Annotated in this window: 17 protein-coding genes; 6 read left to right on the top strand and 11 right to left on the bottom strand. The window is 61.2% G+C overall.

Translation table 11 applies throughout. The features are described from left to right. Positions 1-30 precede the first annotated feature (30 nt). Positions 31-744, top strand: a complete 714-nt coding sequence (locus HDC30_RS25505; RefSeq protein WP_183785664.1) for a PA5502 family lipoprotein — start codon at positions 31-33, stop codon at positions 742-744. A 93-nt stretch (positions 745-837) separates the two neighbouring features. On the opposite strand, the gene katE is transcribed toward HDC30_RS25505, so the two are convergent. Continuing rightward, positions 838-2,979, bottom strand: coding sequence for a catalase HPII (gene katE / locus HDC30_RS25510; RefSeq protein WP_098966480.1), 2,142 nt, complete (start codon positions 2,977-2,979; stop codon positions 838-840). A gap of 260 nt (positions 2,980-3,239) precedes the next feature. Here katE and HDC30_RS25515 point away from each other — a divergent pair, with 260 nt between their 5' ends. From HDC30_RS25515 to HDC30_RS25525, 3 genes are all read left to right on the top strand, one after another. Then, positions 3,240-4,247 carry a methionine ABC transporter ATP-binding protein gene (locus HDC30_RS25515; RefSeq protein ID WP_027610230.1) on the top strand — a complete coding sequence of 336 codons (1,008 nt, stop codon included), beginning with the start codon at positions 3,240-3,242 and terminating at the stop codon, positions 4,245-4,247. Beyond that, positions 4,247-4,921 (top strand): methionine ABC transporter permease, encoded by a 675-nt coding sequence (locus HDC30_RS25520; protein WP_027610229.1) that lies wholly within the window; start codon positions 4,247-4,249, stop codon positions 4,919-4,921. Before HDC30_RS25515 ends, HDC30_RS25520 begins: the two co-directional genes overlap by 1 nt. Positions 4,922-4,998: 77 nt before the next feature. Next, the gene (locus HDC30_RS25525) at positions 4,999-5,769 is read left to right on the top strand and encodes a MetQ/NlpA family ABC transporter substrate-binding protein (protein WP_027610228.1); all 771 of its coding nucleotides are present in this window, start codon (positions 4,999-5,001) and stop codon (positions 5,767-5,769) included. 173 nt (positions 5,770-5,942) lie between these two features. Here the strand turns inward: HDC30_RS25525 and HDC30_RS25530 are convergent, their stop codons facing one another. From HDC30_RS25530 to HDC30_RS25550, 5 genes are read right to left on the bottom strand one after another with little or no spacing between them, the layout of a single operon-like run. Beyond that, positions 5,943-6,578, bottom strand: coding sequence for an SCO family protein (locus tag HDC30_RS25530; RefSeq protein ID WP_007962772.1), 636 nt, complete (start codon positions 6,576-6,578; stop codon positions 5,943-5,945). Beyond that, complete coding sequence (gene cyoE, locus HDC30_RS25535) at positions 6,575-7,474, bottom strand: heme o synthase (RefSeq protein WP_003220336.1); 900 nt, start codon at positions 7,472-7,474, stop codon at positions 6,575-6,577. The genes HDC30_RS25530 and cyoE overlap by 4 nt, the downstream gene beginning before the upstream one ends. Then, positions 7,462-8,541, bottom strand: coding sequence for a heme A synthase (locus HDC30_RS25540; RefSeq protein WP_183785666.1), 1,080 nt, complete (start codon positions 8,539-8,541; stop codon positions 7,462-7,464). The genes cyoE and HDC30_RS25540 overlap by 13 nt, the downstream gene beginning before the upstream one ends. Positions 8,542-8,551: 10 nt before the next feature. Beyond that, a complete protein-coding gene (locus HDC30_RS25545; protein ID WP_027610225.1) occupies positions 8,552-9,145 on the bottom strand; it encodes a hypothetical protein in 594 nt (197 codons plus the stop codon). Next, positions 9,111-9,851, bottom strand: coding sequence for an SURF1 family protein (locus HDC30_RS25550; protein WP_027610224.1), 741 nt, complete (start codon positions 9,849-9,851; stop codon positions 9,111-9,113). Before HDC30_RS25550 ends, HDC30_RS25545 begins: the two co-directional genes overlap by 35 nt. A 70-nt stretch (positions 9,852-9,921) precedes the next feature. Between HDC30_RS25550 and HDC30_RS25555 the strand changes: the two genes are divergently transcribed. Then, on the top strand, positions 9,922-10,125 hold the full coding sequence (locus HDC30_RS25555; protein ID WP_003220344.1) for a twin transmembrane helix small protein: 204 nt from the start codon (positions 9,922-9,924) through the stop codon (positions 10,123-10,125). Positions 10,126-10,132: 7 nt separating this feature from the next. Here the strand turns inward: HDC30_RS25555 and HDC30_RS25560 are convergent, their stop codons facing one another. From HDC30_RS25560 to coxB, 4 genes are all read right to left on the bottom strand, one after another. Further along, positions 10,133-11,020, bottom strand: coding sequence for a cytochrome c oxidase subunit 3 (locus tag HDC30_RS25560; RefSeq protein ID WP_115988519.1), 888 nt, complete (start codon positions 11,018-11,020; stop codon positions 10,133-10,135). Positions 11,021-11,045: 25 nt separating this feature from the next. Continuing rightward, positions 11,046-11,597 carry a cytochrome c oxidase assembly protein gene (locus HDC30_RS25565; RefSeq protein WP_027610222.1) on the bottom strand — a complete coding sequence of 184 codons (552 nt, stop codon included), beginning with the start codon at positions 11,595-11,597 and terminating at the stop codon, positions 11,046-11,048. A gap of 129 nt (positions 11,598-11,726) precedes the next feature. Beyond that, positions 11,727-13,313 (bottom strand): cytochrome c oxidase subunit I, encoded by a 1,587-nt coding sequence (gene ctaD / locus HDC30_RS25570; protein ID WP_041074772.1) that lies wholly within the window; start codon positions 13,311-13,313, stop codon positions 11,727-11,729. A gap of 82 nt (positions 13,314-13,395) precedes the next feature. Continuing rightward, a complete protein-coding gene (gene coxB, locus HDC30_RS25575) occupies positions 13,396-14,523 on the bottom strand; it encodes a cytochrome c oxidase subunit II (RefSeq protein ID WP_183785668.1) in 1,128 nt (375 codons plus the stop codon). Between the two features lie 370 nt (positions 14,524-14,893). Between coxB and HDC30_RS25580 the strand changes: the two genes are divergently transcribed. Beyond that, the gene (locus tag HDC30_RS25580; protein WP_115988518.1) at positions 14,894-15,526 is read left to right on the top strand and encodes a hypothetical protein; all 633 of its coding nucleotides are present in this window, start codon (positions 14,894-14,896) and stop codon (positions 15,524-15,526) included. Between the two features lie 137 nt (positions 15,527-15,663). Here the strand turns inward: HDC30_RS25580 and HDC30_RS25585 are convergent, their stop codons facing one another. Next, entirely contained in the window at positions 15,664-17,190 is a 1,527-nt protein-coding gene (locus HDC30_RS25585; protein WP_135294670.1) for a SulP family inorganic anion transporter, read from the bottom strand. Positions 17,191-17,262 lie beyond the last annotated feature (72 nt).

Here is a 17,262-nt window from a genome sequence, read left to right on the forward strand (position 1 = left end):
CGCTTTTTGCGCAATTAGAGAGTCGCAGGAATGAAGCCGTTCGCCTCCCGTTATCTGCTCCTTGTCGCATTTTCCGTGCTGCTGGGCGCCTGCCAAAGCACGCCGCCGGTGGCCGAAGCCCCCGACGCGCGGGCCACGGCCATCGCACAGCTGGAGCAAAGCCTGGCCAGCAGCGAACTGGCCACCGCCGAAGACCAACTGGCCGCCTTGCAGGCACAAACCCCCAACGATCAGTCCCTGGAGCAATACCAGCGCCAGTTGGCTGAGGCCTACCTGCGCCGCAGCCAGATCGTATTGCAAAAGGGTGATGTGAACGCCGCAGCCACTGCGCTGAGCCGTGCCCGTGCCCTGATGCCGAAAGCCCCGGCGCTGACCGGTGGCGTCAATGGTGCCATCACCGAAGCGCGCAAAGCCGAGCTGGAGAAAGCCGAAGCGGCGCTGCTGGCGGCCGAAGCCAAACCGAAAGCCAAGGTCATCGATCCGACTGCCGAAAGCACCACGGTGGCGCTGAACATCAACGATAGCCGCAAACTTCGCCGGCAACTCGACGCGATCGCCGCCGATGTGGTGAATTACGAGTGTGCCGTGAGCATCCAGGCGCCGCGTACCCAGGACTACCCTTGGCTGGCGACGTTGCTGAAAAAGCGTGTGAAGAAACTGAATCCGGATTTCGAGCTGCAGATCGAGAAACAGATCCTGCGCACGGTGCCGGCGCAGATGGTTCTGATTCCAGCCAAACCCTAAAAGCTTCGCGAGCAGGCTCGCTCCCACAGGTACAGCGTGAACCCTGTGGGAGCGAGCCTGCTCGCGAAAGCGTCCTCTCAGCCAGCCAAGAACTTAAGCTGGAATGGCCTTAGCCTTAGGCTCCCGCGCCCAGACCCGATGCTGCCCGATCGCCGCGAAGAACGGCTTGGTCAACCCCGGCACATCCTTGCCCTGCAGCAGTCCTGCATCCGCTTCCAGCTTCAGCAGATCCTGCAACTGCTTGGCCTCGCCGTGCAGTGCAATCGCCTTGAGGTGCTTGTAGGCTTCCAGCAGGTAATGCAGCGCCACGCCGTCGCCACTCAACGCCTTGATCGACGCCGCACCACCCGGCACGAACACCGCATCGAAGATCACTGAAGGCATACCTTCCATGGATGCGTCCACCGGCAGGGCTTTGCCGTCGGCAGTCTTCACCGGTGCCGAAGTCGGGCCGAGCAGCTTGGCGTGCGCACCTTCTGCTTCCAAGGCCTTTTTCATCGCATCAATCGCTGCGCCATCGACGCCGTTAGCGGCAAGAATCGCCACTTTGCGGGTTTTGATGTCCTCTGGCAGCAGATTCGCCTGACTCAGCGCTGGTGAATGATCGAACGAAGTCTTGCGCACCTCGACCGTGCCTTTGCTCGGCGCCGGCAACCCGAGGTTGGCCGCCACGCGCTTGGCCAATTCCAGGTCGATGTTGGCGAGAATCTCATTCACCTGCCGTGCACGGATAAACTCGCGTTCGACCTTGCCCAGCTCGAAGCTGTAGGCGGCGATGATGTGCTCCTTCTCGTGCTCACTCATGCTGTTGAAGAACAGCCGCGCCTGCGAGAAGTGATCGCTGAACGACTCGCTGCGCTGGCGGATCTTGTTCGCATCGATGCGTTCCGGGTAGCTCTCGAAGCCGCCGTCCTGCGCGGCTGGCGGAGTCTCTTTCGGCCAGCCGCCATCAATCGAGTTCGGCTCGTAGGACGCGCGACCCTTGTCGATCACTGTGCGGTGCTGCGCGTCGCGCTGGCCGTTGTGGAATGGCGCCACCGGGCGGTTGATCGGCAGCTCATGAAAGTTCGGCCCACCGAGTCGGCTGATTTGCGTGTCGGTGTAGGAAAACAGCCGGCCTTGCAGCAGCGGGTCATTGGAGAAGTCGATGCCGGGCACGATGTGGCCGGGGCAGAATGCGACCTGCTCGGTCTCGGCAAAGAAGTTGTCCGGGTTGCGGTTCAGGGTCATCTTGCCCAGCGGGGTGATCGGCACGATTTCTTCGGGGATCAGCTTGGTCGGGTCGAGGATGTCGAAATCGAAGTCGTGTTCGTTTTCCTCCTCGATGATCTGCACACCCAGCTCCCATTCCGGGTAGTCGCCCATCTCGATGGCTTCCCAGAGATCGCGACGGTGGTAGTCGGTGTCTTTACCGGCGAGCTTCTGCGCTTCGTCCCACACCAGCGAACAGGTGCCGGCAGTCGGGCGCCAGTGGAATTTGACGAAGCGCGATTTGCCCTCGGCGTTGACCAGGCGGAAGGTGTGCACGCCAAAGCCCTGCATGCTGCGCAGGCTTTTCGGGATTGCCCGGTCGGACATCGCCCAGATCACCATGTGCGCCGATTCCGGCACCAGCGAGACGAAGTCCCAGAACGTGTCGTGGGCCGAGCCGCCGGTTGGGATCTCATTGTGCGGCTCGGGTTTCACCGCGTGGACAAAGTCGGGGAACTTGATCGCGTCCTGGATGAAGAACACTGGCATGTTGTTGCCGACCAGATCGAAGTTGCCCTCGTCGGTGAAGAACTTCACCGCGAAACCGCGCACGTCGCGCACGGTGTCACCGGAACCGCGCGGCCCCTGCACCGTGGAAAAACGTACGAACACCGGAGTCTTTTTCCCCGGATCCTGCAGGAAGCCGGCCTTGGTCAGCGTCGAATGGTTCTCATAGGCCTGGAAGAAACCATGCGCGCCAGTGCCGCGCGCGTGAACAATGCGCTCCGGAATGCGTTCGTGGTCAAAGTGCGTGATTTTCTCACGCATGATGAAGTCTTCCAGCAACGACGGCCCGCGCGGGCCGGCCTTGAGGGTGTTCTGGTTATCGGCGACCTTCACCCCTTGGTTGGTACGCAGGGCCTGGCCGGTAGCGTCGGAGCGAAATTTCTCCAGGCTGTCGAGTTTGGCGTTGGTGTTGGCGCGATCCTTGGTATCGGTTCCGGCCAGCTGGCTTTTGTCGGTCGTAGGTTTCTTGCTGCTCATCAGACGTAAACTCCTCGGTTGACCCCGTTTCAACGGGGACTCTTGAGCGTTTCCGGGCACGGTTACCCAGGGTTTCAAGTCGCTTAACTAGTGACCAATGAGCGAGAACGGGCGTTCCTTTTTTATGACCTTTGATCTTGTTATTGCCAAATCGAAGGTTAATTGCGAAATAAATGCTAAGAACCTCTATACGGACAGGCTAAAATGCGCGCCCGGCTAACCGCTGATCCTTTTCTAACGCGCCCCACAAGGTTCGCTACGTGATCGAGTTTCAAAACGTCCACAAAACTTACCGCGTCGCCGGTAAGGACATCCCCGCCCTGCACCCGACCAGTCTTTCGATTGAAAACGGTCAGGTCTTCGGCCTGATCGGCCATTCCGGTGCGGGAAAAAGTACCCTGCTGCGTCTGATCAATCGCCTGGAAGATTCCAGCGGCGGCAAGATCATCGTCGACGGCGAAGAAGTCACCGCGCTGGACGCCAACGGCCTGCGTCGTTTCCGCCAGCAGGTCGGGATGATCTTCCAGCACTTCAACCTGCTCGCCTCCAAGACCGTGGCCGACAACGTTGCGCTGCCGCTGACCCTGGCCGGCGAACTGTCGAGCAGTGAAATCAATCAACGCGTCGCCGAGTTGCTGGCCCGGGTCGGTCTGTCCGATCACGCCAAAAAGTACCCGGCACAATTGTCCGGCGGCCAGAAACAGCGCGTCGGCATCGCCCGCGCCCTGGCGACCAAGCCGAAAATTCTGCTGTGCGACGAGGCCACCAGCGCCCTCGACCCGCAGACCACCGCGTCGGTTCTGCAACTGCTGGCCGAGATCAATCGTGAACTGAAGCTGACCATCGTCCTGATCACCCACGAGATGGACGTGATCCGTCGCGTTTGCGATCAGGTGGCAGTGATGGATGCCGGGGTGATCGTCGAGCAAGGTTCGGTGGCCGATGTGTTCCTGCATCCGCAGCACCCGACCACCAAGCGTTTCGTTCAGGAAAGCGAGCAGATCGACGAAAGCGAACAGCGCGATGACTTCGCTCACGTACCGGGTCGCATCGTGCGTCTGACCTTCCAGGGCGAAGCGACCTACGCGCCGTTGCTCGGTACCGTGGCCCGGGAAACCGGGGTCGACTACAGCATCCTCGCCGGCCGCATCGACCGCATCAAAGACATTCCTTACGGGCAGTTGACCCTCGCCGTCACCGGTGGCGACATGGAAGCGGCCTTCGCCCGCTTCACCGCCGCTGACGTTCATATGGAGGTGCTGCGTTAATGGAAATGCTCAAGGCTTTCTTCGAAAACATCGATTGGCTGGAAATCTGGCTGGCCACTGGCGACACCATGTTGATGCTCGGTGGTTCGCTGCTGTTCACCGTATTGCTCGGCCTGCCGCTGGGTGTGCTGCTGTTCCTCTGCAGCCCGCGTCAGTTGCTGGAAAACCGTGGCCTCTACGCCTTCATGTCGTTGGCGGTGAACATCCTGCGTTCGTTGCCGTTCATCATTCTGCTGATCGTGATGATTCCGTTCACCGTGCTGATCACCGGCACCTCGCTGGGCGTGGCCGGTGCGATTCCGCCGTTGGTGGTGGGTGCGACGCCGTTCTTCGCGCGTCTGGTGGAAACCGCGCTGCGTGAAGTCGATCGCGGCATCATCGAAGCCACCCAGTCGATGGGCGCGACCACCCGGCAGATCATCATGAACGCCTTGCTGCCGGAGGCCCGTCCGGGCATCTTCGCAGCGATTACGGTGACCGCGATTACTCTGGTGTCCTACACGGCAATGGCCGGTGTGGTCGGCGCCGGTGGTCTGGGTGACCTGGCGATCCGTTTCGGCTACCAGCGTTTCCAGACTGACGTGATGATCGTCACCGTGGTGTTGCTGCTGATACTGGTACAAGTGCTGCAAATGGTGGGCGATCGACTGGTCGTGCATTTCTCGCGCAAATAACCGGTTTTTGTAATCAAGAGATGAGCCGGCCATTCGCTGGCAGGCGCCAGACGGGCGCCTCATAAGGAGTTAGCTGAATGAAAAAACTGATCGCTGCTTTCGCTGCCGTAGCCGCTTTTTCGGCCCACGCTGAAACCCTGACCGTTGCCGCTACCCCGGTGCCGCACGCGGAAATCCTCGAATTCGTGAAGCCGGCCCTGGCCAAAGAAGGCGTGGATCTGAAGGTCAAGGTCTTCACCGACTACATTCAGCCGAACGTGCAGGTGGCTGAAAAGCGCCTGGACGCCAACTTCTTCCAGCACCAGCCATACCTTGATGAGTTCAACAAGGCCAAGGGCACCAGCCTGGTGGCGGTGACCGGCGTGCATCTGGAGCCGCTGGGCGCCTACTCGAACAAGATCAAGGATCTGAAGGATCTGCCAAGCGGCGCCAACGTGGTGATCCCGAACGACGCCACCAACGGCGGCCGTGCGCTGTTGCTGCTGGCCAAGGCTGGCCTGATCACCCTGAAGGATCCGACCAACATTCTGTCGACCCCGAAAGACATCGCGCAGAACCCGAAAGACCTGAAAATCCGTGAACTGGAAGCCGCGACCATCCCGCGCGTGCTGACCCAGGTCGATCTGGCGCTGATCAACACCAACTACGCGCTGGAAGCCAAACTCGACCCGTCCAAGGATGCGCTGGTGATCGAAGGCAACGACTCGCCATACGTTAACATCCTGGTGTCCCGTGCGGACAACAAGGACAGCGCCGCGATGCAGAAACTGGCGGCTGCGCTGCACAGCCCGGAAGTGAAGAAATTCATTACCGAGAAGTACAAAGGCGCGGTATTGCCGGCGTTCTGATTTAGATTGCTGCAACGAAAAGGGGGCGCCATGAGCGCCCCCTTTTTTGTGCCCGGAACACCGTCCCTGTGGGAGCGGGCTTGCTCGCGAATGCGTTGTGTCAGCCAACATTTCTTTATCTGACCCATTGCATTCGCGAGCAAGCCCGCTCCCACAATGGTTCAGTGTTGTTGCTACTTGCGGTTAAGCATTACCGGGAGCTGCGCAACCAGTTTGGCGTTGTTCAGCGGCGCCCGGATGAACCCACGCTGCGTCCCGTCCGGGCCGATCACCGCCAGGTTGCCACTGTGATCCACCGTGTAATTCGGTTTGCTGGTATCGGCCGGAATGAACGGAATACTCACCGCATTCGCGACCTTCTGCAGTTCTTCGATCGACTTCGGCGTCAGGCCCACGAACTGTGGATCGAAGTAGCCCAGGTACTGCTTCAACTGCTGCGGATTATCGCGGTTCGGGTCGACGCTGACCAGCACGATCTGCAACTTATCCACCGCGTCTTTGGGCAATTCGCTCTTGATCTGGCGCAGTTGGGCGAGGGTGGTCGGGCAGATGTCCGGGCAGAAGGTGTAGCCGAAGAACAGCAGGCTCCACTTGCCTTTCAACTCGTCGATTGCGACCGGTTGGCCGTCCTGATTGGTCATGGTCACGCCCGGCAGGGTGCGGCTCTGCGGCAGCAGGATGATGCCGGCGTCGATCAGCGCGGTGGGGTCGCCCTGGCCTTTGCCACTCAGGACTTTGTTGACGGTCAGTCCCAGGATCAGCGCGATCACGGCGACGAGAATGAAGACGGTTTTCTGGGTTCGAGTCATAGGTTCAACAGTAAGTAGTGGTCTACGAGCAGGGCGATGAACAACAGGAACAAGTAATAAATAGAGTACTTGAAGGTGTTGATCGCCGCGTGCGGCCGAGTGCCACGGTACAGCACCACGGCCCATTGCAGAAACCTTGCGCCCAGCGCGAGGGCGCAGATGAGGTAGAGCACGCCGCTCATGTGGATCACGTACGGCAGCAGGCTCACCGCGAGCAGCGCGAAGGTGTACAGCAGAATATGCACCTTGGTGTAGTGCTCGCCGTGGGTTACCGGCAGCATCGGGATGTCGGCCTTGGCGTATTCCTCCTTGCGATGGATCGCCAGCGCCCAGAAGTGCGGCGGGGTCCAGGCGAAGATGATCAGCACCAGCAGCAACGGTTCAGCGCTGACATGGCCGGTAGCGGCGGTCCAGCCGAGCAGCGGAGGGGCGGCGCCGGCAAGACCGCCGATGACGATGTTCTGTGGCGTCGCGCGTTTGAGGAAGCCGGTGTAGATCACCGCGTAGCCGAGTAACGAAGCGAGGGTCAGCCACGCGGTCAGCGCATTGGTGAACGTCAGCAGCATCGCCTGCCCGAGCAGCGCCAGCACCAGCGCAAAGGTCAGCGCCGCTGCCGGCGAAACCCGGCCCTCGGCCAATGGCCGTTTGTGGGTGCGCGCCATCACCGCGTCGATACGCCGATCCACCACATGATTGACCGCCGCCGCGCCGCCGGCACACAACGCAATCCCCAGATTGCCGAACACCAGTACCGTCCACGGCACCCCGGCGCGGGTCGCGAGGAACATGCCGACCAGCGAGGTGATCAGCATCAGCACCACCACTTTCGGCTTGGTCAGCTCCAGATAGTCACGCCACAGCGCTTGCGCGGGACGTTCGCCGATCAGAAGCGCCATGGCGTTTCTCCTTTTATCGTGATGGGCGCAGCCGAATGTTTACGCGGGCTCAGACGCCAGCGCGCCAACATCGGCTGTTTGACCCGAACCAGACTGGTGCGCGCGTGATAATTGACCAGCACCATGCTCAGCAGTAGCGCCGCGCCGCCGGCGTTATGCGCCACGGCCACCGGCAGCGGCAGATGGAACAACACGTTGCTGATGCCGAGGGTAATCTGTGCGCCGAGGGCAATGACGACTAGCCCGGCCAAACGCGTCATGCCGACAGCCCTGAGTTGCCAGGCCAGACCGAGCAGGACGATCGTCACCAACAGCGCGCCGATGCGGTGGGTCAGGTGAATCGCCGTGCGTGCATCGCTGTCGAGTTGGCCGCCGAGATAATTGGGGCCGATGTGCTGGGTCAGGTGAAAGCCGTTGGCAAAGTCCGCCGGTGGCAGCCATTGACCGTGGCAGGTCGGGAAGTCGATGCAGGCCACCGCCGCGTAGTTGGAACTGACCCAACCACCCAGTGCGATCTGGCCGATCACCAGCAACAGCCCCGCCGTTGCCCAATACTGCAAGCGCTTGGGCACGGTCAGTGCCGGCAGCACCCCGGACAATCGCAACGTCAGCAAAAACAACAGACTCAAGGTCGCAAAACCGCCGAGCAGATGTCCGGTGACCACTTGCGGCCAGAGCTTGAGCGTCACCGTCCACATGCCGAACGCCGCTTGGGCGAACACCACCGCCAGCAGAAACAGTGGCAGCTTCAGCGGCTGCCCAGGATGACGACGATTGACCCAGGCGCGCCCGGCCAGAATCGAAATCAGCAGGCCGAGAGTGCCGGCGAAGTAGCGGTGGATCATCTCGTTCCAGCCCTTGTGCGCCACCACCGGCGAGTCGGGGTAATGCAGCTCGGCATGCGCCAGTTGGGCTTCGCTTTTCGGCACGCTGATAAAACCGTAACAGCCCGGCCAGTCCGGACAGCCCAAGCCTGCGTGGGTCAGGCGGGTGTAGGCGCCGAGCAGCACGACGATCAGTGCCAGCAGGGTGGCAAACAACGCGAGGCGAAATCCAGGTTTGGCCATGACGATGCCCTTATCCGATGTTCGACAGTTTCAGCAGGTGGCGCAGGTCGTTGAGCAGATCCTTGCCCTTCACGCTCGGCTCGTAGCGCAGCACCAGGTTGCCGTGGGGGTCGATGATCCACAGTTGCGGTGTGGCCTTGTCGCCGGTGGCCTTGCTCAACGCTGCGCTGTCCAGCGGGTAGCGTTGCAGCTGCGGATATTCGCGGCTCAGCTTGGCTTCGTAGTCGGCGCTCAACGGTTGCGCGGCGGCGAGGGCGTGGCTGGCGCGCCCGGCGTCGCGACCGAGGCCGATCTGGATCTGCCGGGCGAGGTACACCAGTTGCTGGCAGTCCACCGCGCAATCCTTCGGCGCGGTCACCAGCATCTGCCAGCGCTGTTCATCGGCTTGCACGCCGAGGTCGGCGCGTGTCTGGCCGTTGCCGATCAGTTCGCCGTGGTAGCTGCGACCTTCCGGTACCCAGAACTGCAGTTTGTACATGCCGGTCGCCAGCACCATCGGGCCGACCACGCCGAGCACAATCAGCAGCAGCTGAATCCGCCCGCGGCGGCGGGTGGCCGGGGTTTTCGCCTCAGACATGCTGGGTGGATTCATGGCCGTTCCCATGGTGTTTCTCCTTTGCGTTGTGCAATCCAAGGTAGAGGTAGAGGCCGAGCAGGGCGGTGGCCATGGCGAACCACTGCACGGCGTATCCAAGGTGTTTTTCCGGGCCCATGGCGACGACCGGCCAGTCGGCCTCATAGCTGGCGGGGCCGGGTTCGGCACGAAGTTCGTAGGCGAAGCCGTCGCGTTCGAGGGTTTTCCACAGCTTCGCCGGCTCGACGGCGGTGATCGTTTGCGGCCAGCTGCTGCTGGCCGGGTCGGCGTGCAACTGGAAGGTCGCGCCGGGGGCGACGTAGACCCAGGCATCCAGGTTGACCGCGTCGGTGGGGGTTGCGAATTGCGGCGTCACCCGGCGATCCGGCCATGGCAACCAGCCGCGATTGACCAGCAGCCACTGGCCGCTGGCCCGATCCTGAAACGGTTGCAGCAGCTCGATACCGACCTTGCCGTTGCGCTGGCGGTTGTCCAGCAGCAGGCTGTGGGCGCCATCGAACTGGCCGTACAGATGCACACGGCGAAAGGCCGGGTCGGCGCTGTGCAGCAATTCGCTGCTGGCCATCGGATCAGCCGCGCGGCGCTCGGCGTAAGTGGCGAGCAGGGCGGTTTTCTCCGCGCCCCGACCGAGCTGCCAGAAACCCAGCGACACCAGCAGCGGCAGCAACAACGCCACCACCACGGTCGGTATCACGCCCGGCCGGAAGCGCTTCATGGCCGCGCCACAAAGTCAGTCGTCGCGATCGCTATACTCAACTGCATCGCCTGTCCCCCGGAGTCTTCCCATGCTCAAAGCAGCCATCGTCCTGCTGCTGATTGCCACGGTGATCAGCCTGTTCAGCGGCCTGTTTTTCCTGGTCAAGGACGACAGCAGCTCCAATCGCCTGGTGATCGCCTTGAGTGTTCGGGTGGCACTGGCCGCTGCCACCGTCGGCTTGATCGCCTGGGGCTTCTACAGCGGCCAACTGGTGTCGCACGCGCCTTGGTAATCAGTGCTCAGAGCACGTAAACGAAGATGAACAGGCCGATCCACACCACATCAACGAAGTGCCAGTACCAGCTCGCGGCCTCGAAGCCGAACTGATGCTCGGCATCGAAATGGCCCTTCATGATGCGCATCAGCATCACGAACAGAATGATCGTGCCGATGGTCACGTGGGCGCCGTGGAAACCGGTGAGCATGAAGAACGTCGCGCCGTAGATGCCCGAACCCAGGGTCAGGCCCAGTTCGTGGTAGGCGTGCATGTATTCCTCGGCCTGCAAGGCGAGGAAGCCGCAGCCCAATAGAACGGTGATCGCCAGCCAGATTTTCAGTGCGCCGCGATGGCCCTTCTTCAGCGCATGGTGGGCGATGGTGATGGTCACGCTGGAGCTGACCAGCAGGATCGTGTTGATCAGCGGCAGGCCCCACGGGCTGATGACTTCCTTGGGCGGCGGGAACAGTTTCGGGTCCGGCGTGTGCAGCAGCGGCCAGGTGAACTGGAAGTTCGGCCACAGCATGTGGGCGATGCCTTTCGGGCCTTCACCGCCGAGAGCGGGCCCCGAGACGTGGCGCACGTAAAACAGCGCACCGAAGAAGGCGACGAAGAACATTACCTCGGAAAAGATGAACCAGCTCATGCCCCAGCGGAACGAGCGATCCAGTTGTGCGCTGTAAAGTCCTGCGCGGCTTTCCTTGATCACCGCCCCGAACCAGCCGAACAGCATGTACGCCAGCAACAGTCCGCCGACGAAAAAGATCAGTGGCCCGTGGGATTCAGGGCGCGCGGCCTTCAGATCGTTGAACCAGGTCGCCAGACCGTACACGGTGATCGCCATGCCGAAGGTGGCGATGATCGGCCATTTGCTCTGGGCCGGGACGTAATAGTGCTCATGAGTTGCCATTTATTGTTCTCCTTATCGGGCACGCTTAACCGCCAGTGTTTGCAGCCACCGGAGGATGTCGGGCGGTGATATCGAACAGCGTGTAGGACAGCGTCAGGTGCTTCACGTCCTTGGGCATGTCGCGGTCAACGATGAAACGCACCGGCATCTCGATCTGCTGACCCGGCTGCAGCACCTGCTGGGTAAAGCAAAAGCATTCGGTCTTGTGGAAATACGCCGCCGCATTGCTCGGCGCGATGCTCGGCACGGCTTGCGCACTCATCGGTTTGTCGGTGGGATTGCGCGCGATGAAAATCATCTCGTTGACCGCGCCGGGGTTGGCGGTCAGTTCGTCGTGCTTGGGGTAGAATTCCCACGGCATGTCGATGTTGTTGGTCGACAGAAACTGCACGCGCACCTGGCGCGAGCTGTCCACCATTTGCTCGCCCTCGTACTGCCCGGCGGTTTTGCCATTGATGCCGAAGGCCTTGCACATCACGTCGTAGATCGGCACCAGGGCAAAGCCGAAGACAAACATTGCGACCACGACTCCCAGCAGCCGGATGACCAGTTTTTTCAGCGAGATCGAGTCAGCCATGATTGTCAGCCTCCACCGAGATCCCCTGTGGGAGCGGGCTTGCTCGCGAATGCCATTCATCATTCAACCCATGAGTTGAATGATCTGACGCATTCGGGAGCAAGCCCCCTCCCACAAAGGCCAGGCGTTTCATTTCACTTCCGGCGGCGTGGTAAAGGTGTGATACGGCGCCGGCGACGGCACGCTCCACTCCAGGCCTTCGGCGCCATCCCACGGTTTCGCCGGGGCTGGCGCGCCACCGCGAATGGTCTTGATCACGATGAACAGGAAGAAGATCTGCGTAGCGCCGAACATGAACGCGCCGATCGAGGAAACCATGTTGAAGTCGGCGAACTGCAGGTTGTAGTCCGGAATCCGCCGCGGCATTCCCGCCAGCCCCACAAAGTGCATCGGGAAGAAGGTCAGGTTCATGCCGACGAACGATAGCCAGAAGTGCAGCTTGCCGAGGGTTTCGTCGTACATGTGCCCGGTCCACTTCGGCAGCCAGTAATAGGCCGAAGCGAAGATCCCGAAGATCGCCCCCGGCACCAGCACGTAGTGGAAGTGCGCGACCACGAAGTAGGTGTCCTGGTACTGGAAGTCCGCCGGGGCAATGGCCAGCATCAGCCCGGAAAAACCGCCGATCGAGAACAGGATCACGAACGCCACGGCAAACAGCATCGGCGTCTCGAAGGTCAGCGACCCCTGCCACATGGTGCTGGCCCAGTTGAACACCTTCACCCCGGTGGGCACGGCGATGAGCATGGTCGCGTACATGAAGAACAGCTCGCCCACCAGCGGGATGCCGACCACGAACATGTGGTGCGCCCAGACGATGAACGACAGGAACGCGATGCTCGCCGTGGCGTAGACCATCGAGGTGTAGCCGAACAGCGGCTTGCGCGAGAAGGTCGGGATGATCTGGCTGACGGCGCCGAAGGCCGGCAGGATCATGATGTACACCTCGGGGTGGCCGAAGAACCAGAACACGTGCTGGAACAGCACCGGGTCACCGCCACCGGCGGCACTGAAGAAACTGGTGCCGAAGTGGATGTCCATCAGCATCATCGTCACGCACCCGGCCAGCACCGGCATCACCGCGATCAGCAGGAACGCGGTGATCAGCCAGGTCCAGACGAACAGCGGCATTTTCATCAGGGTCATGCCGGGGGCGCGCAGGTTGAGGATGGTGGCGATCACGTTGATCGCACCCATGATCGAACTGATCCCCATCAGGTGGATGGCGAAGATGAAGTAGGTGACGCTTTCCGGCGCGTAGGTGGTGGACAGCGGCGCATAGAACGTCCAGCCGAAGTTCGGCCCGCCACCGGCGGTAAACAGGGTCGAGACCAGCAGCAGGAACGCCGCCGGCAGCAGCCAGAAGCTGAAGTTGTTCATCCGTGGCAGGGCCATGTCTGGCGCGCCGATCATCAACGGGATCATCCAGTTGGCGAGGCCGACGAACGCCGGCATCACCGCGCCGAAGACCATCACCAGGCCGTGCATGGTGGTCATCTGGTTGAAGAACGCCGGCTCGACGATCTGCAGCCCGGGCTGGAATAGCTCGGCGCGAATCACCATGGCGAACGTGCCGCCGAGCAGGAACATGCAGAACGCAAACCACAGGTACAGCGTACCGATGTCCTTGTGGTTGGTGGTCAGCACCCAACGCATCAGGCCTTTGGCGGGGCCGTGGGCGTGGTCGGCATGACCGTGGTCATCGATTACAGCGCTCATGGCCGGTCTCCTTTACGTGAGTGGACGGGGCGGGCCGGGGCGCATTGCCCCGACCGATTCACGAAGTACGCGATAGACCGGCTCATTTGCTTTCCGCCTGTTTGAGCTCAAGCACTTCTTTTGGCGTGACCATGTCGCCCTTGTTGTTGCCCCAGGCGTTACGTTCGTAGGTCACCACCGCTGCGATATCGACTTCCGACAACTGTTTGCCGAACGCCGCCATGGCGGTGCCGGGTTTGCCGAAGTACACGCGGTGCAGGTGGTCGGCTTTTGGCCCGGTGGCAATCGGTGAGCCCTTGAGCGCCGGGAACATCGGCGGCAGGCCCTGACCTTCAGCCTGGTGACAGGCCACGCAGGTGGTGTGATAGATCTTGTCGCCGCGCTCTTTAAGCTCGTCCAGCGTCCATTCCTTGCTGGTCAGCTCCTTGAGCTGCGCGGCTTCGGCTTTGCGGTCGGCAAGCCACTTGTCGTAGTCGGCCTTCTCCTTGACGTCGACCACGATCGGCATGAAGCCGTGGTCCTTGCCGCACAGTTCGGCGCACTGGCCACGGTAGAGGCCGGGCTTGTCGATGCGCGTCCAGGCTTCGTTGACGAAACCCGGGATCGCATCGCGCTTGACCGCGAAGGCCGGCACCCACCATGAGTGAATGACGTCGGCGGAAGTCACGAGGAAGCGCACCTTGGCGCCAACCGGCAGCACCAGCGGCTTGTCGACTTCGAGCAGGTAGTGCTCGCCCTTGGCTTCCTTGTTGTGGATCTGTTCGGCGGGGGTGGCCAGGTTGCTGAAGAACTCGACGTCCTGGCCGAGGTATTTGTAGTGCCACTTCCACTGGTAGCCGGTGATCTGGATATCGATATCCGGCTCACTGGTGTCGTACATGCGGATCAGGGTGGCGGTCGCCGGAACCGCCATCGCCACCAGGATCAGCAGCGGCACGACCGTCCAGAGAATTTCGACGGTGGTACTTTCGTGGAATTTTGCGGCGACCTGCCCGGTCGAGCGGCGATGCACGATCATCGACCAGAACATGGCGCCGAAGACGATGATCCCGATCACCACACAGATCCAGAAAATGGTCATGTGCAGGTCGAATACTGCGTGACTGGTTTCAATCGCTCCAGGCGCCATATTCACAGTCCAGGCCGCTTGAGCCGGGCTGAAAATCGACCACAACAGGAGGCCCATCCAGACGTGTGGATGTCGCATCATTGCGGGTTCCCCTTATCGTTCTTGTTATCCCGTAGGCGCAACGCCTTCGGCAAGGGAGCGGCTGCATCAGACTACGAACTTGAATCGCCGGGCCTTGCTGCGTGGGCAGTCGGGCGTCATCAGCTAACTCCATTCAATGGCGAGTATAGACAGCCATCGGGAATTGCAATGTCGACGCGTAAATGATCTGAAACAGCCGGGGCTTGCGCTCAAGGGTACGAATGGAGAAGGATGCAGACGAGTGGTGGCGAACCGATATAACGCTGCTGCATCAAGGATGAAATAATTATGACAAATGCGTCTTAGCATTTTTCGTAAGCCAGCTAAGTTATGTCTTCCCTATTTCATTGCCTTGTTCCCTGGAGTTTTCATGAACACCGCCGCATTGCGCGAGCAGATCCAAAAAGCCCGACAAACCGAAAACGAAACCGGACGGCTCAAGCGTCAGCTGGAAGCCAAGTTGCCTCATCTGCATTCGGCCATTCAGTTGCCGGACGCTAACCGCGAAGAAGCGTTAACGAAATTCGTCACCGCCTATATCGACGAAGTACCAGACATGCTGGACGCAGCCAATGAAGTTGCCAGGGAAGCGGGAATCGAGTCGCAGATCAAGCCGGTGCTGAAAATCGCCGAGCAGTACTTCCTCCAGCCGCCGGTCGGCCTGGACAGCCTGCTGGATGAAGCCTATCTGGCGCACCGCTTTGTCGAAGAGGTCAACGACCTGTACATCAAACACCTCGGCCAGCCACTGATCCCCTTGGACATGACGGTCGCCAACCTGATTGCTCACCAATTGCTCGGTGAGGAATTTGCCAATCAACTGGACGAAGTGGTGCATCACACTATCGACGAGATGCTCGACGACGAGAGTTTTTCGCGGGAATCGGTAGAAGCCTACCGCGACAAGCTGAGCAGCCCGGATACCGGTGCCGCGTGGAAGCGCTGGCCGTGCATGGGGCGTCGCCTGGGTGTGGGCCTGGAGCTCGACCAGCCTGCCGCGTAAGCCTCATACGCCATAGATCCAATGTGGGAGCGAGCCTGCTCGCGAATGCGGTCGATCATTCAACATCTTCTGTTGGCTGATACATCGCTTTCGCGAGCAGGCTCGCTCCCACAGGGTTTGTATGCACAACGGGTTTTTTAGCCGGCCGCACCGATCCCGGTATTGGTCCGAACCCGCCCCTCCAACCGTCGCTTCAACCCACGCGACTCAATCAACAGCTTCGAGCCCTTCGCCGCATTCGCCCGGCCCCATTCCTCCAGCAACTCCAGACACGAATGGTCGATGTAGCTCAGGTTATTGAGCGGCACATGCACCGTCGTGCCTTGCGGAATACTGCCCAGCACTTGCGTCAACGCCGGCACTTTGAGGAATGTCGCCGCACCGATCAGACGCAACTCCATCTCGCCGTCCTGCGGCAGATCGATCAGGCTGATCTTCAATCGCGAAGCCTTGAACGCCAGTTTCAACATCGTCAGGCCGAAACCGATCAACACCCCGGTCAGCAGGTCGGTGAAGATGATCGCCAGCGCCGTGGCGGCATAGGTGAACATCGGCATCCGCCCGTAACGGCCCAGACCGCGAAACGCTTTGAGGTCCACCAGTTTGAACCCGGTGTACACCAGCACCCCCGCCAGACTCGCCACCGGAATGCTTTGCAGCACGCTTGACAGCAACAGCACGAACGCCAGCAGCCACAGACCATGGAAGATCGTCGAGTATCGGGTGGTTGCACCGGCCTGGACGTTGGCCGAGCTGCGCACGATCACCCCGGTCATCGGCAGTGCCCCGAGCAGACCGCAGAGCATGTTGCCGACACCTTGCGCCGACAGCTCACGGTCGAAATCCGAGCGCACGCCGTTGTGCATGCGATCCACCGCAGCAGCGGACAACAACGTTTCGGCGCTGGCGATGAACGCCACGGCAAAAGCCGCAATCAGCAGGGTGGGATCAGCGAGGCTGAGCAAGTCCGCCGGTTTCAGCCAGTCAATGGCTTCGGCCAGATTCTCCGGCACCTCGACCCTTTTTACCTGCAACGCCAACAGCAGGCTGGCGCCCGTGGCCAGACCGACGCCGAGCAGCGCACCGGGAATGAAGCGCAGCGAATGCGGGCGAAATTTCTCCCACAGCCACATCACCGCAATGGTCGCCAACCCGAGCAAGCCGGCCTGCCAGCCGAACGACGGCAAGGCTTGCGCCACCGCGCCGGGGAACGCCGTTAAGTTATCCAGCCCGGACGGTTGTGGCTTGGCATCGAGCATCACATGCACCTGCGACAGAACGATCAGCACGCCGATCCCGGCGAGCATGCCGTAGACCACCGCTGGCGCCGTCACCCGAAACCAGCACCCGAGCTTCAGGCGCCCGGCCACCAGTTGCAGGAAACCGGCGAGCAACAGAATCGGCCCGAGCATCTCGATCCCGTGCTGGCGCACCAGCTCGAATACCAGCACTGCCAGACCCGCCGCCGGCCCGCTGACCTGCAACGGCGAGCCTGCCAGCCAACCCACCACCAGACCGCCGATGATCCCGGTGATCAGACCTTTGGCCGGCGGCAACCCGGAAGCGATCGCAATGCCCATGCACAACGGCAGCGCGACCAGAAACACAACCACCGAAGCCAGCAGCTCCCGTGGCAACACCGCTTTCAATTGAGCAGCACGCATGGTGACTCTCCCGAAGTTTTCTTCAGGCATGGCTTCGCCGAACCGCTGAAACAGCGGCCGGCATCAAGCCAC

Source organism: Pseudomonas sp. JAI115, assembly GCF_014200835.1.
Classification (GTDB): Bacteria; Pseudomonadota; Gammaproteobacteria; order Pseudomonadales; family Pseudomonadaceae; genus Aquipseudomonas; species Aquipseudomonas putida_A.

Coding starts and splice junctions, on each gene's coding strand:
- ctaD (WP_041074772.1), bottom strand. CDS start 13,313: ATGAGCGCTGTAATCGATGACCACGGTCATGCCGACCACGCCCACGGC.
- HDC30_RS25585 (WP_135294670.1), bottom strand. CDS start 17,190: ATGCGTGCTGCTCAATTGAAAGCGGTGTTGCCACGGGAGCTGCTGGCT.
- HDC30_RS25560 (WP_115988519.1), bottom strand. CDS start 11,020: ATGGCAACTCATGAGCACTATTACGTCCCGGCCCAGAGCAAATGGCCG.
- HDC30_RS25505 (WP_183785664.1), top strand. CDS start 31: ATGAAGCCGTTCGCCTCCCGTTATCTGCTCCTTGTCGCATTTTCCGTG.
- HDC30_RS25530 (WP_007962772.1), bottom strand. CDS start 6,578: ATGACTCGAACCCAGAAAACCGTCTTCATTCTCGTCGCCGTGATCGCG.
- HDC30_RS25525 (WP_027610228.1), top strand. CDS start 4,999: ATGAAAAAACTGATCGCTGCTTTCGCTGCCGTAGCCGCTTTTTCGGCC.
- coxB (WP_183785668.1), bottom strand. CDS start 14,523: ATGATGCGACATCCACACGTCTGGATGGGCCTCCTGTTGTGGTCGATT.
- katE (WP_098966480.1), bottom strand. CDS start 2,979: ATGAGCAGCAAGAAACCTACGACCGACAAAAGCCAGCTGGCCGGAACC.
- HDC30_RS25540 (WP_183785666.1), bottom strand. CDS start 8,541: ATGGCCAAACCTGGATTTCGCCTCGCGTTGTTTGCCACCCTGCTGGCA.
- cyoE (WP_003220336.1), bottom strand. CDS start 7,474: ATGGCGCTTCTGATCGGCGAACGTCCCGCGCAAGCGCTGTGGCGTGAC.
- HDC30_RS25520 (WP_027610229.1), top strand. CDS start 4,247: ATGGAAATGCTCAAGGCTTTCTTCGAAAACATCGATTGGCTGGAAATC.
- HDC30_RS25565 (WP_027610222.1), bottom strand. CDS start 11,597: ATGGCTGACTCGATCTCGCTGAAAAAACTGGTCATCCGGCTGCTGGGA.
- HDC30_RS25555 (WP_003220344.1), top strand. CDS start 9,922: ATGCTCAAAGCAGCCATCGTCCTGCTGCTGATTGCCACGGTGATCAGC.
- HDC30_RS25550 (WP_027610224.1), bottom strand. CDS start 9,851: ATGAAGCGCTTCCGGCCGGGCGTGATACCGACCGTGGTGGTGGCGTTG.
- HDC30_RS25545 (WP_027610225.1), bottom strand. CDS start 9,145: ATGGGAACGGCCATGAATCCACCCAGCATGTCTGAGGCGAAAACCCCG.
- HDC30_RS25580 (WP_115988518.1), top strand. CDS start 14,894: ATGAACACCGCCGCATTGCGCGAGCAGATCCAAAAAGCCCGACAAACC.